The sequence below is a fragment of the Streptomyces sp. NPDC002588 genome, assembly GCF_040295925.1.
Taxonomy (GTDB): domain Bacteria; phylum Actinomycetota; class Actinomycetes; order Streptomycetales; family Streptomycetaceae; genus Streptomyces.
This window is the reverse complement of sequence record NZ_JBEOWF010000021.1, coordinates 46,571-59,567: the sequence shown is the minus strand read 5'-3', so window position 1 is coordinate 59,567 and position 12,997 is coordinate 46,571. Positions and strand designations below refer to the sequence as shown.

At 68.8% G+C, this 12,997-nt stretch carries 12 protein-coding genes and 1 pseudogene; 10 read left to right on the top strand and 3 right to left on the bottom strand.

All coding sequences use genetic code 11. The features are described 5' to 3' along the window. The first annotated feature begins 48 nt into the window (after window positions 1-48). The 3 genes and pseudogenes from ABT057_RS24355 to ABT057_RS24345 form a co-directional block, all read left to right on the top strand. Window positions 49-3,399 (top strand): hypothetical protein, encoded by a 3,351-nt coding sequence (locus ABT057_RS24355; RefSeq protein ID WP_352345678.1) that lies wholly within the window; start codon window positions 49-51, stop codon window positions 3,397-3,399. A gap of 506 nt (window positions 3,400-3,905) precedes the next feature. Further along, complete coding sequence (locus ABT057_RS24350) at window positions 3,906-4,634, top strand: dienelactone hydrolase family protein (protein WP_352345677.1); 729 nt, start codon at window positions 3,906-3,908, stop codon at window positions 4,632-4,634. A 71-nt stretch (window positions 4,635-4,705) separates the two neighbouring features. Then, a pseudogene (locus tag ABT057_RS24345) lies at window positions 4,706-4,861 on the top strand (IS630 family transposase); the annotation flags it as partial. Between the two features lie 283 nt (window positions 4,862-5,144). Here the strand turns inward: ABT057_RS24345 and ABT057_RS24340 are convergent. The 3 genes from ABT057_RS24340 to ABT057_RS24330 form a co-directional block, all read right to left on the bottom strand. Beyond that, entirely contained in the window at window positions 5,145-5,657 is a 513-nt protein-coding gene (locus ABT057_RS24340) for a DUF6232 family protein (RefSeq protein WP_352345676.1), read from the bottom strand. Between the two features lie 226 nt (window positions 5,658-5,883). Next, entirely contained in the window at window positions 5,884-6,063 is a 180-nt protein-coding gene (locus ABT057_RS24335; protein ID WP_352345752.1) for a hypothetical protein, read from the bottom strand. 88 nt (window positions 6,064-6,151) lie between these two features. Beyond that, window positions 6,152-7,108, bottom strand: a complete 957-nt coding sequence (locus ABT057_RS24330; protein ID WP_352345748.1) for a LysR family transcriptional regulator — start codon at window positions 7,106-7,108, stop codon at window positions 6,152-6,154. Window positions 7,109-7,290: 182 nt separating this feature from the next. On the opposite strand from ABT057_RS24330, the gene ABT057_RS24325 reads away from it, so the two are divergent. From ABT057_RS24325 to ABT057_RS24295, 7 genes are all read left to right on the top strand, one after another. Next, a complete protein-coding gene (locus ABT057_RS24325; RefSeq protein WP_352345675.1) occupies window positions 7,291-7,632 on the top strand; it encodes a DUF6817 domain-containing protein in 342 nt (113 codons plus the stop codon). Between the two features lie 75 nt (window positions 7,633-7,707). After that, entirely contained in the window at window positions 7,708-8,625 is a 918-nt protein-coding gene (locus tag ABT057_RS24320; protein WP_352345674.1) for a ketopantoate reductase family protein, read from the top strand. A 156-nt stretch (window positions 8,626-8,781) separates the two neighbouring features. Then, window positions 8,782-9,321, top strand: coding sequence for an SRPBCC family protein (locus ABT057_RS24315; RefSeq protein WP_352345673.1), 540 nt, complete (start codon window positions 8,782-8,784; stop codon window positions 9,319-9,321). A gap of 497 nt (window positions 9,322-9,818) precedes the next feature. Further along, window positions 9,819-10,715, top strand: coding sequence for an aminoglycoside phosphotransferase family protein (locus tag ABT057_RS24310; RefSeq protein WP_352345672.1), 897 nt, complete (start codon window positions 9,819-9,821; stop codon window positions 10,713-10,715). Window positions 10,716-10,722: 7 nt separating this feature from the next. Further along, window positions 10,723-10,965, top strand: coding sequence for a hypothetical protein (locus ABT057_RS24305; protein WP_352345671.1), 243 nt, complete (start codon window positions 10,723-10,725; stop codon window positions 10,963-10,965). Window positions 10,966-11,031: 66 nt separating this feature from the next. Next, on the top strand, window positions 11,032-11,490 hold the full coding sequence (locus tag ABT057_RS24300; RefSeq protein WP_352345670.1) for a MarR family winged helix-turn-helix transcriptional regulator: 459 nt from the start codon (window positions 11,032-11,034) through the stop codon (window positions 11,488-11,490). Between the two features lie 26 nt (window positions 11,491-11,516). After that, window positions 11,517-12,971: an MFS transporter gene (locus tag ABT057_RS24295; RefSeq protein ID WP_352345669.1), complete on the top strand. Its 1,455-nt coding sequence runs from the start codon at window positions 11,517-11,519 to the stop codon at window positions 12,969-12,971. The last annotated feature ends 26 nt before the right edge of the window (window positions 12,972-12,997 follow it).

The window sequence follows — 12,997 nt, the reverse complement described above, 5'->3', positions numbered from 1 at the left end:
CGGTCCAGTCCGCTTGTCCGGTCCCAACCTGCCTGCCAGGATGGCCCGGTGACGGGCGGAGACCGGTCGGAAGGCCGGGCACACAAGGCATCACCCCTCGACGACATGGTCAAGGCGCTGCGCACGCACGGCGTCGACATCCCGGGAGACCTCCCACAGGCCATGAGGAAATGCGTACGGCCGGTCAGGTTGGACGCGGTGTCCGTGAATCCGGCACCTGATGACCTGGTCAGGGCATGGCGAGCGACTTACAAGCACGCGGAGAAGCGCGAGGCGGTGTGGATTCCGCTGCTGCACATGTTCCGAGAACACTTCTCGCGGCGCAGCCCGGCCCTGGAAAAAGCCGTGCGGGCCGCCAACCCCTACTGGTCCCTCGCCGGTACGCGCCGCGAAGTCACCCTGCAGTTCGGCAGCAGGTGCTTTCACCTCGGGCAGAAGCTCCTCATGAACGGCCGGCGCGAACCCGCGCGGTTCCTGCTGAACGAAGCTGTCCAGGCCCTCACATGGGCCGACCGCAACGGACGGCCCCTGCCGCTCGACAGGCGGTGTCACTGCCACGGCCAGTTGGCCATCGCGCTGGTTCTGCTGGCCCGGGATCTGGACGAGACCGATCCCGAGGCCACCGTCCTGCTGACGCGGGCCGAGGGATACTCGGCTCTCGCGGAGCAAGGGGACAAGACCGAGCAGCATTTCGCCTACCGGATGGAAATTCATCTGCGCCTGTTCCGTGCCGATCGCGATCCGGCGCATCTGGAGAAAGCGCAGACCATCCTGCACACCCTGGTGGACCCGCCGGCCACGAGGAGGCTGCGCGCAGCTCGCGCGGACGTCCTGGCCGGTCTGGGGATGGCGCGGTTGCGCAGCGGGCAGTTCGAGGAGGGACTTCGGCTGCTGACCGATGCGGAGTCCGCCTTCACGGAGGCGGAGCGGACCGCCGCCCTCCCCGATACCGAAGGCGCACACTCCGGATACCTCCTGGCCCGGCGCGGGTATGTGCGCCACCAGCTCTACCGTTTCGACACGGACTTCCACGGCCGCCGAAGCACGGCACATCTCCAGGCCGCGCTCACCGACCTCCTCACCCCCGAAGCAGCCGACCACATCAGCGGGCAGGTGATCGCCGCGGCACTGCTGGACCGCTCCCGGGTCCTGTCCCGACGCGGCGACCGGGAGGGAGCGGCGACCGATCTCGCGCGTGCACGTGACTTGCTCGGTTCGCTTCCGCCATCAGCCCGGCTCGCTGCCAAGGCACGAGCCCAGGAACTCGACGCCGCGATCGCCGTGGCGGTCGGGTCCCAGGCCACGGATGAACTACGCCGACTGGCCAGGGAGATCATCCGGCTGCCTTCCGACGCGCCCATCCCGGCTGCTGCTCTGTCCCGCGCCTGCAAGAGCGTGGTCGCCGCAGAGGGCATCGATCAATGCCGCCTCCTGCTGGAGGACGCGCTGGAACGCCTCGAGATCGACGTCATTCACCCGGAGCTGTCGCAGCCCGGCCGCCGGCACGTGGCCAGCCACGCCGCACTCATCGCCCGCCTCCTGGCCCGCAGCGACGAAGAGGCGGCTCCTGCCGCGCTCGACCGCGCACTGACGTTGTACCGCACCAGCTTCGACGCGGTGGACGACCCTGCCAGCGTGGACGCCTACGCCGACGCCGGTGCCAGCGCTCTCGCGCTGGCCAAGATACTGGCCCGTAGTGGCGACGCCGACGCGGAAGACGCGGCCGGCCTGCTGCGTGAAGCGGTCGACTGGCTCGGAAAGGCGGTCGCCAAAGCCCGGACAGGCTCCGGCGCACGACGCCATGACTTCGACCCGGTCATCACCCACAGTCGGCTGGGCGAGGCCGCTCTGCGCTCGCACGGCTTCACCCCTGACGACCGACTGCTCGACGTGGCGATCGACAACCTCCAGGAATCTTTGAACCTCGAAGTGGGCGAGGCGGCTGAACCGGCCCGGCCGGAACGGAACCGGACGGCCGTCCTCGGACACCTGGGCGACGCCTACTACCGGCGGGGCACCAGAGCCTGGAGCTCCGCAGACCTGGAACGCGCCATCGAGCTCAAGGAAGAGACCTACACCGACCGCAGCCAGGCTCGGGAGAACCGAAGCGTCGCCGCTGCTGCCGCCGAGCGGCTGCACCGCATCACGTCAGACGCCACTCAGCTCACCCGTAGCGCCGGGTTCGCCCTGCAGGCCTCCACCTGTGACGCCCAATGGCCCTGGCCGGTGCTGCAGTTGGCCGACCTCGCCCGACAGCACGAAAGCCTCGACCCCTCTCGCCTGGCCGACCGGGCACCAGCCTCCCTGTCCGCGCTGCTCCTTGCCGGCGACCGACCCGGTCTCCTGGAGCGGGCCGCCGAACTCGCCGCCCGCAACCGGGAGTTCCTCACCACCGTTCTCGGCGGGCAGAAGAGGTCCGGGAAACAGGGCGTCTTCGTCCTCGACGACAGCCACCGTCTGATCGGGCAGACCATCGTCCTCAAGCGGCTGAGTGCTTCCGCGGCGCTCCAGGAGCGGGAATGGACGCAACGCTTCCGCCAGTGGCTCACCGACCGGGACGCCCCGCAGGAGTGGCTGCTGCCCGAACCCCTCGGCCTGGTCTCGCTCCAGCCGCACGAGCAGGACGCGGTCTACGTCATGCGGCGGATGCACGGACGGCTCCTGGGCGCCACCGTGATCGACCACAGTGCGATCGGGGGAGAGGACCCGCTGCCCCACTTCGTCAGTGCCCTGCGCTACCTCGCCGCTTTCCAGGCGTGGAGAGCTCAGGACGACCCCGGCACGCCTCGCACCGCGAACCACGTCCATGCTGACGAATGGGCCGAACAAGTAGCCAGATACTGTGACAAGCTGGATGCCGGTCGAGACATCACAGATGCCCTGACCGCCCTTGTGGGACCGCTTGCCGAGCCGGGCAGCCCTGTCGTGGCCAAGAAGGACCCCCATCCGGGGAACTGGATCGTCACCAGACGCGGCGAGCTCGTCCTCTTCGACATCGAATCCTCCGGCACCCTGCCGTTGCTCCAGGAGGCCGTCACCGTGATCGACGACCTCCCGCTGCTGCCTCTCGACGCCGAAGGCTGGACCCGGCGCGAGGAACTGCGCGACACCTATCTGGCCGCCCTGCACGAGTTCGGCCTGCCCGTGCCTGACGCGCAGGACATCCCCGTGAACCGCCTGGAGGCCCTGACCGCCTTCCATGCGGTGAAGGGAATCGGCCGCACCCGCGGCTGGGGCGACGACGGCTCGTCGTTCACCCTCTCGTTGCGCAGCCTGCAGTACGAGCACTACTGGAACATCCTGGACCACCTCGCCGCCGACGGCCGGGACCCGAGCACACGGGCGTTCTGCCGCCTCTTCCTCGGGCGGTACGACAGGGTTCGAACCGTCGTCCGCTGAGTGTCGCGCGGCGTGTTCTCCTTGGCGTCCGATGTGTCCGCCGGCCTCTCGGGCGCGGACCGCGGGAAGACGGCTTCGGGACGGTCAGGAGCCCTCACGTCGGTGTCAGGCACACGTGGAGGAGCGGGCCATGCCTCCATGGCGGGCCGGGCAGTGTCGCCGCTGCGACGGACCGAGTGCTAGGCGCGTCGCACTTCCACTCGCAACGCCGGCAGCCCAAGGTGTCGAACACGTGCCTGGCCATCGGATACATCGCCTGCCCGAATTCGTCGGTCCGTGTCGTCCGGTCCTCGAATCACCAGGGCACAACCTCGCCCTTGCCGGGTGACGAAACGTCCGCCCTGACGAGGCGCGCGTAATGATCTTTGTGATACCTTCACCACCGCTGTGCACCACTGCGAGTTCAAGGAGGTGAGACCGATCAACGCTGTGACAGGTCGGGGCTCCCTCCTTTGCATGGCCTAGGGAGCGCCCGCACAAGGCATCCCGAAGGGCTTGGAACGCTGATGCGCTTCACCTCCCAGACGTCGTCGGACGGCGTCACAGAACAGTTCTTCACCCTCGACGAGATCCCCGGTGTGCTCTGGACGCCGCAAGGCGCCTGCGGTACTCGCCCCCTGATCCTTCTGGGCCATGGGGGCGGGCAGCACAAGACGGCCCCCGGCAACGTGTCCCGCGCGCGCCGCTACGCCGCCGAGGGTTTCGCGGTTGTGGCGATCGACGCACCCAACCACGGCGATCGACCCACGGACGAGGATTTCGGCAGGGTCGCCGCCGAGATGCGCGCCGGCATGGCCGCCGGTGAAGATCCAGGCGGGCTGGTCGCCGGCATGCACAGCCATCTGGCCCCTCAGGCCGTCGCGGACTGGCAGGCGGTCCTGACTGCTGTCCAGCGCCTCGACCAGGTCGGCGTCGGCCCGGTGGGCTATTGCGGCATGTCGATGGGCTGCGGTCTCGGCATCCCGCTCATCGCTGCAGAGCCCCGGATCCGCGCCGCGGTACTGGGCCTGCTAGGTGTGCACGGGCTGGCCGAGGACGCCGCGCGGATCACCGTGCCTGTGCAGTTCCTAATCCAGTGGGACGACCAGATGGTGCCGCGGGACCAAAGCTTGGCGCTGTTCGACGCCCTGGCCTCGGCCGAGAAGACACTGCACGCCAACCCCGGCAGGCACGGGGACGTGCCGTTGTTCGAAGTGGACAGCTCACGGCGGTTCTTCACCCGGCATCTGAGCTGACACGACATCACTGTCCGGCGCGCTGGCCGGAACCCCTTCCCGGCCGGCGCGTTCAGTCAAGACTGTCCGGCATGGCCGAGCGGGTGCAAGTGCGGGAGATCGATGACGACGAGGGCAGGCGGATGCTGCGGATCATCCGGAGGGGCACCGGGTCGATGGTGACCTGGCGGCGGGCTTCCAAGGTGCTGTTATCCGCACAGGGCGTGCCTGTGGCGAAGACCGACGAATTCGGACCGCTCAACCTCCAGCCTCACCCCGGTCGGCAGTGGGCCGAGCGCGGCACGTCACCGGGTTCTGCTCCCGGGAGGCGGGGGTTGAGGAACATCCGAACGAAGACCGGCGCTAAGGATCAGTCGGCCCAGGTGGGCGGCTGATCCTTAGCGCCGGCGGACGGACCCGTCTGAAGTCTTCCCGCTGATAACGCCCTATTGTCTGTGGCATTGCCGAAGCCGACCTGCGGCGACGTCGCCGCGCCGCTGGGCGTAGCGACCCCGTTGTTCGATGTGTCGCTCATAGTTTGATCCCTGTGTTTCCCCTGCCGCCGTTCATGTTGACTACGGAACCGAAGTTGTTCGTGGTGTTGTACTGCTCGAGGACGGCGGAGAACTCGTATTCCGGGTGGTCGATCGCGTACACGATCTGCCCGGCGATCGCCCGTAGTTCATCCATGGTCGGCAGGGTCAGGACCACCCTGGAACCGCTGTTCAGCTCGACGACCAGCACCGGCTTCCTCGACCAGAGCAGGACGGCGAAGACAACGACCAAGGCGAACAGGGCCAGGACGGCCGGGGCAGGACCGCCGACCCCGCCGCCCCCGTCCGTGGAGTCGAGCCGGGCGGAGACCAAGAAGGCGACGACCACCAACAGCAGGAAGTAGCCGCCGGCCTTGCCCCAGGCGGGCTTCAGCCTGAACACTTCGACCCAGCTGACATTGCGCAACGGAACCGCGGCCGACCCCACCCACAGGATCTGCCGCTGGACCCGGAGTTCCAGCGGCTTTCCGCTGCGGGGAGGCAGCGGCATCGGCGGTATCTGAGGAGACGGCTGCGGCGGCTGAGACGGGGGCCGGGGCGGAAGCTGTGGCGGAGGCCCGGGAGGTGTCCCGGGAGGTGGTACGCCGATGCCGCCTGTGTGATCCATGCTCCCCCCGTGCTGTCGTCACAACCACCCGCGCAATGCGTGGCGCGGGAGCATCATTAAGCCTGTGTGGGGTCGTGGGACGGCAGACGAGATACGGCCAATGTCATCGTCACTCGTCTGCGTCGTCCTTGTCGCGCAGCGGACGTAGACCGCCGGGCAGGTCGGGAAGCCGGAACGAGTACCGGCCCAGCATGTTGATGTGGTGCCGCACGAACGAGGAAGAAGAACCGCCCCAACTCCGTACGGGACGGCGCCCCGTCGTATGCCGCGTACCGTGCGGCTTGCTCATCCGTCAGAAACTCGACCGGCACCCCGGACCTCCAGACAGTCAGTGATCAACACGACTGCCGAAGGCTCCGCCCCAGCCGAAGCCCAGGTCAAAGCGCTCCCGGACGCTCGAAGGGCTTAGCGCCGGTTTTCGTTCCTATGTTCTTCAACCCCCGAGGCCGCGTCGCGCAGTGGTGGGCGACAGTGTCGGCGAAGGTGCGGGCCACGGGTGACAGGGCGTCCCAGCGGCGCACGGCCCACCCTGCGGTAAGGGCAGGCAGGGCGGGGATGGGGACGAGGCGCACGCCGGAGTGGCCGGGGCCGCGCCAGCGGGGGAGCGTGGGAACGATGGCATGACCCAGCCCCAGTTCGACCAGGAGGACTGCGGTGTCCCAGTCGGCGACACTGGTGTCGAAGACGGGACGTACACCGGATTCCTCAAGCCAGGAGTCGAGTTGCGAGCGGGAGGCGGAGTTCTCGGGGAGCCCGATGAGCCGGGCGTCTTGCAGGTCTGCGGGTTCGATGAACCGTTTGTCGGCCAGCGGATCGTCGGCGGTCACAGCAAGCACCCAGGGAAGTTCGACAACCGGGCGCTGCTCGATGCCGCGGACCGGGGGCCCGAGTGTGATCCAGGCGAGGTCGAGTCCGTCGGTGGCGAGTGCGTCGAAGCAGTCCCGGCCGGAGGTCTCGGTCTGGAACTCCAGGCTGACCTGGGGGAAGCGCTGACGGAAGTCGACGATGGCGGCCGACATGAAGTGCCGGACGGTAGTGCCTCCGGTGGTGATCCGCACCGCACCGCCATCTCCTCGTGCGAGTTCGTCGAGGCGACGCAAGGCATGGTCGATGCTGCCGAGCCCATCGACGACCGCCGAGTGCAGGACGTGCCCAGCCTGGGTCGGTATGACCCCACGCGGTTGCCGCTCGAACAGACTGAGTCCCAGTTCCCGCTCGAGCCTCTTCACATGCTGGCTGACCGCCGACTGTGTGCACATCAGGTCGCGGGCGGCGGCGCTCAGTGAACCGGCCTGGCACACGGCGGCAAAGACGCGAAGATCATCAAGAGTCACAGCCATCCAAGGTATCGCTTGGGTATGGACAAGCAAACACGAGGATTGACTTGGATTTACACGATGCTTGACCATCGGTGCAGGGCCCCGGGCGGCAACCCGCCCTGACTTCGCGACGATCCGGACGTGAGGCGAAGGCACGGCGGGTGCCGACCCACCACGCGCCGAGAGGAACCACCGCCATGTCCACCCCGCCCGCCGCCACGGCTCGGGCCACCGCCCCGCTGCGCCGGCTCGGCGCCGCGAACATCGAGCACCCCGGCAGGACCCTCCTCACCCGTCTGCAACGGGTCCAGCAGCAGCTCGCCATCTGGGGCGCCCGCCCTGCCCCGCAACTCCCGGGCCTGTTCCACGCCTTCTACGGAACCGACGGATTCGCCACCGCACTGCTACCCCTCGACCGCCGCAGAGAGCCGGCCACGATGATCGGCGCCGAAGCACCGGTGTGCTTCCACGCCGGTTGCGACCGGACCACCTCCTACCCGACGTTGGGCGATCCTGACCCCGCGTTCCGCGAGCGCTGAGGGCCCGACCTCCTCGTCCTCTTCACCCGCCTCCGATTGCAGCTGAGCCCGCCCGCATGAAAGGACAGCCACACAGTGCTCACCACCCCGTCCTCCACCGCCGACGACACCGCGCGCCGATCCACCGTGACCGTCCTGGGCCCCGGAGGCGTCGGCGGCCTGCTCGCCGCGCTGCTGTCCCGCGCCGGTCACCGGGTCGTCTGCCTGTCCGGCGAGACAACCGCGCAGGCACTCCGCCGGAACGGCCTGCGCGTGCGCAGCCGGCAATTCGGCGACTTCACCGCCGAGGTGGAGGCGGACACCATGCTGCACGAGCCGGTCGACCTGTGTCTGGTGACCGTCAAGCACACCGCCCTGGGTGCGGCGTTGGAGCGGGTCCCGCCCGCCATGCTCGAAAACGGCCTTGTGCTGCCCCTCCTCAATGGCATTGAGCATCCCGAAGCCCTCCGCCGACGCTACGGTGTCGACCGGGTTGCACCCGGGGTCATCCGGGTCGAGTCGACCCGCGTCTCAACGGGCGTCATCGAACACGGCAGCCCCTTCACCGAGATCGATCTGGCCGGGCCGGCACAACGGCTGGAGGACCTGGCCGCCATGTTGCAAGCCGCCGGGGTGAAGGCTCGGGTGGCCGAGGACGAGACCGCCGTACTCTGGGCCAAACTGGCCTTCCTCGTGCCCTTCGCACTGCTCACGACGCGATACGGGCTCACCATCGGCGGCGTCAGGACCGAGCGTCGGCAGGAACTGGTGGCGCTTGTCGAGGAGACCGCCGCTGTCAGTCGGGCTTGCGGCGCCCCCGCCGACCCCGCGAAGGCACTGGCGCTGTACGACGCCTTCCCAGCCGGAGCGAAGTCCTCGATGCAACGCGACGCGGAGGCGGGGCGTCAGCTGGAACTGGACGCCATCGGCGGGGCACTGCTGCGGGCCGCTCGTCGACACAACGTCGCCGTCCCCATCGTCACTCGGTTGGTGACCGAGCTGGCCATCCATTGAGGACGCCAGGAGAGCCCTCTGACTTGCGATGCGCCCCGGGCGCCGGCGCCGGCACTCGGCTGAAGGCCGGTGCGCTGACCGACCGGTGCCCGACTTCACCGGACTTGCTGCCATGCCCGCAATGGTGTGGCGGGCATCCAGGATCACGGAGACGAGATGCGATACGCGGATATGCCTGGCGCTCAATGTGAGACCTTCGTCGCTGCGGCTGCATCGGCCGTATGGGAGATCGCGATCGACATCCAAGCCCCAGCCCGTTGGAGTCGTGAACTGCACCGCACGGAATGGCTCGATGGCGCGACGGCTCCCGCGCTGGGGGCTCGCTTCGCAGGCCACAACCAGCATCCAGTGATCGGTGCCTGGCGCACGGTTTCCCAGATCACCGAACTCGACCCGGAGCGGGCCTTCGCGTGGCGCGTCCTCGATGCGGACGGCCGCTTCGGGAAGGCAACGCTGAGCCTGGCAGAGCCGATGGCCACATGGCGCTTCACGCTCACGCCTGATGCAGGAGGCACCTTGCTTCGGCAGACTGTGCGAATCGGCCCCGGACGCTCAGGGCTGAGCGCTGCCATCGACAGGATGCCCGACAAGGAAGAGTATCTCGTGGCCCTCCGTCTCGGTGAGCTGCACGAAGGCATGCACGCCACGCTGAACGGAATCAAGGCGGCGGCAGAGCAGCGGAAGCGGGGCGACTGAACTCGGCCCTCTTCTCGATCGGGGTGGTCGTCCTGGTCCTGGCCGGGTGGGGTTTGGGCGCATGGGCCGGACTGCCGAGGTGGGGGGCGGATGTTCCTGAACCCGCGCCGGACCCGGGCCGGGGTGAGTGCGGTGCCCGTGCGGGTGGTCTTCTCCCCGGGATTGCGCTGGTCGACGGCGATGGGTGCGGCCAGGCGGAGTCGGGTGTGCGCGACGATCACCGGCCAGGTCCAGCGATTCGCACCCTGCGGGCTCCGCAGCCGAGGCAGGGTCCGGCCCGGGGACTGCTTGAACAGGCCGAACGAGCCGGATCAACGTCCCCTCGTCCAGCGGCGGTTCGCCATCCAGGTCGGTCGGCTCTTGCAGACGAAAGAGGTCGTCCCAGAGCCTCTGATCTGCAGCTCCCTGGAACCTGATTGGTGGTGCCACAGGAATCGCGCGAGATGTTCCGGAGAGCGAGAACCGCTCCGCCTGCCGCCTCAGTACTGTGACTTCGCATGACCGACACCGAGATCGAGATCACCGCAGACCTGGTCCGCGACCTGCTGCAGGAGCAACATCCAGACCTCGCAGGGCTGGCCATCCGCGAGGTGGCGGGCGGCTGGGGCAACCAAATGTGGCGCCTAGGGGACGAGTTGGCCGTGCGTATGCAGCGCATGGACCCCACCCCGGAGCTCCAGCTCAAGGAGCGGCGGTGGCTACCCGTGCTGGCCCCGCGCCTGCCGCTCCCGGTGCCGACCCCGGTACGGTTCGGCGAACCGTCAGAGCGCTTCCCCAAGCACTGGACCGTCATGACGTGGGTTCCCGGCGAGCCGCTGGACTATGGCTCGATCAGCCGCGGCGCCCACGCGGCCGACACGCTGGCGGGCTTCCTCAGGGCGCTCCATGTGGAGGCGCCCACCGAGGCACCGATCAGCGCGGACTTCGGCGCCCACCCCAAGAAGTGCACGGACGGCTTCGACTACTTCTTTGAAGCCGTTGTCCCCGGCGGCATTGCCGACGAGGTCCGGTCGGTCTGGGACGATGCCGTTGCGGCCCCCGAGCGGGAGGGCCCGCCGGTATGGGTGCACGGTGACCTGCACCCCGCGAACGTCGTCGTCTCGGACGGAACCCTCTCGGGCATCGTCGACTTCGGTGCCCTGTGCGCCGGCGATCCGGCCTGGGACCTCGCCGCCGCATGGGTGCTGCTGCCCGCGGGCACGGCCTCACGTTTCTTCGACATGTACGCGCATGCGGACGAGGCGGCGATCCTGCGCGCCCGCGGGCTGGCCGCCATGAAGAGCCTCTTCCTGATGCTCATGGGCCAGAACGGAGATCGGGACCTTCCCGGCGGCAAGCCGAACTGGGGACCTGTAGGCCGCGCGGCACTTGATCGTGTCCTGAAGGGCGTCTGATGCAGGCATGGCGCGAGACGCCTCGCTCAGGGGCTGTCAGGGCGGACTCTTGGGAGAGCTTGGCTTTCGCCGAGGTCAGGCTGACCTTGAGTTCTTCGGCCTCGCCGCGCCGACCTTCGCGCTCGGCGTCAGCACGTGGTGGCCGCAGGTCCTCGCCGCGATCACGACCGGCGTCACCAACGCCGCCTCCGAAGGGATCAACAGGGCGATCAAAACCGACGCCGTTCATCTTTACGCGAACGCGTTGTAAGTCAAATATCGCCGAACCCTGATAGAGATGCATAAAGGATTCATATAAATGAGCTATGCTTCAGGCGTGAGTCGCCGAGACGCCGCGCACGGCGCTTCCGATGCCATCGGGTCAGCCCTCTACGGTCTGGCCACCAGGGCCGTGAGACGCCTTCCCCGCGACATGAGCCTGACGTCCGCCGCCACCTTGGCCACCCTGGACAAGACCGGCCCGCGACGGATCACCGATCTGGCGGTGGCCGAGGGCGTCACCCAGCCCGCGATGACCGTCCTGGTCCGGGTGATGGAGGAATCCGGGCTGGTCGAGCGGAAGGGCGATCCGTCCGACAAGCGGGTCACGCTGGTGTGCCTGACCGAGGCCGGCGCGTCGTACGTCCGGACGCGACGCCGGGCGGGCGTCGACGCGTACGCGCGGTTGATCGACGAACTCACCGGTGACGAGGTCGAGGCCTTGGCAGCAGCTCTTCCGGCGCTGCTGCATCTGGCGGAGCTCGAAAGCCACGCCCGAGAGGAGTCGGACCGGTGACCGCGGCCCAGGCTCATGACCAACCCATGAGTACTGCCCTGATACGTTCCGAGGCGCGGCTGCTGGTCCCCGCCCTGATGTTCATCGCCCTGGTGGTGGCGGCGGTCGCCAGCCTCGGGACGCCGCTCATCACCAGCGTGGCGACCACGTTCCACGTCTCCCTCGACAGCGCGCAGTGGACGCTGACCATCGCCCTGCTCAGCGGCGCCGTCGCCACGCCCGTCCTCGGCCGGCTCGGAGCCGGTCCGCACCGGCGGGCCACGATTCTCGCCACGCTGGCGATCGTCGTCGTCGGCAGCGCGCTCACCGTGCTGCCGCTGCCGTTCGCCTGGCTGCTCGTGGGCAGAGCGGCCCAGGGCGTCGGACTCGGTCTCACGGCGCTGATGATGGGCGTGGCCCGCGACCATCTTCCCGAGGAGCGCAGCGCGGCCACGATCGCCCTGATCTCAGTGGTCTCCATCATCGGAGCCGGTGTCGGTTACCCGCTGGCCGCGCTGCTCGCCGAGTTCGGCGGACTGCGGGCCGCCTACGGCCTCGGCCTGCTCGTCACCGCCATCGCTTTCGTGGCCGCGTGGCGCTCCATGCCCGCAGCTCCCGAAGGCCGCTCCGCTCATGTGAACGTGGCCGGTGCGCTCGTCCTGGCGGGTGGACTGCTCCTCGTCCTGTTCCTGGCCGGCGAGAGGAGCCTGTGGAGCCGACACCTCGCCGTGGCGGTGACCCTTGCCGTCGCCGCCGTTCTCCTGCTCTGTGTCTGGACCGTTTCCGAACTGCGAACCAAGACGCCCCTGGTCGACGTCCGGGCGGTGCGACACCCGGCGGTCGCCGGGGCGAACATCGCCATGTTCGTCGGCGGGAGCGGCATGTACCTCCTGCTCACGCTCATCACCCGCTACGCGCAGACGCCGCACAGCGCCGGCTACGGCTTCGGACTGACCACCTTCGTGGCGGGGCTGGTCCTCATCCCGTTCTCCGTGCTGGGGTTCGTCGCCGGCAAGCTCACTCCGAGGGTCCGCGAACGGATCGACGGCCCCCTGCTCCTGGCCGGCAGCGCCGCCATCGTCGGCGGCGGGTTCGTCCTGTTCGCCACCGCCCGGTCCAACCTGGCCGAACTGCTCGCGGCCATGGGCGTGTTGGGCTTCGGCGTCGGCAGCTTCTCGGCCGCCATGCCCGGCGTCATCCTGGCCGTCACCCCCAAGAGCGAGACGTCGAGCGCCATGAGCTTCAACTACGTCGTCCGCAGCGTCGGGTACTCCCTGGGCAGCGCCATCGGCGGTCTGGTCCTGGCCGCCGGCACCGCCACGGGCCGCCTCTTCCCGAACGACGACGCCTACACGACCGCGGCGCTGGTCGGCGTCGCCGCGATGGCGATCACGACGATGGCCAGCCTCGCCCTCGCCCGCCGACGCTCACCCGAGACCAATCCGATCACAGCCCCAGTCGGTGTGCCGGGCCCGGGCCGGTCGAGTCGAACCGGAAGCTGAGGATCGAAGCCGTCCGACTTCGGCGC

What these genes read in the sequence shown, in the direction of transcription:
- ABT057_RS24350 (WP_352345677.1), top strand. Translation starts at nt 3,906, where the DNA reads ATGCGCTTCACCTCCCAGACGTCGTCGGACGGCGTCACAGAACAGTTC.
- ABT057_RS24340 (WP_352345676.1), bottom strand. Translation starts at nt 5,657, where the DNA reads ATGCCGCTGCCTCCCCGCAGCGGAAAGCCGCTGGAACTCCGGGTCCAG.
- ABT057_RS24335 (WP_352345752.1), bottom strand. Translation starts at nt 6,063, where the DNA reads ATGAGCAAGCCGCACGGTACGCGGCATACGACGGGGCGCCGTCCCGTA.
- ABT057_RS24325 (WP_352345675.1), top strand. Translation starts at nt 7,291, where the DNA reads ATGTCCACCCCGCCCGCCGCCACGGCTCGGGCCACCGCCCCGCTGCGC.
- ABT057_RS24315 (WP_352345673.1), top strand. Translation starts at nt 8,782, where the DNA reads ATGCGATACGCGGATATGCCTGGCGCTCAATGTGAGACCTTCGTCGCT.
- ABT057_RS24310 (WP_352345672.1), top strand. Translation starts at nt 9,819, where the DNA reads ATGACCGACACCGAGATCGAGATCACCGCAGACCTGGTCCGCGACCTG.
- ABT057_RS24305 (WP_352345671.1), top strand. Translation starts at nt 10,723, where the DNA reads ATGGCGCGAGACGCCTCGCTCAGGGGCTGTCAGGGCGGACTCTTGGGA.
- ABT057_RS24295 (WP_352345669.1), top strand. Translation starts at nt 11,517, where the DNA reads ATGAGTACTGCCCTGATACGTTCCGAGGCGCGGCTGCTGGTCCCCGCC.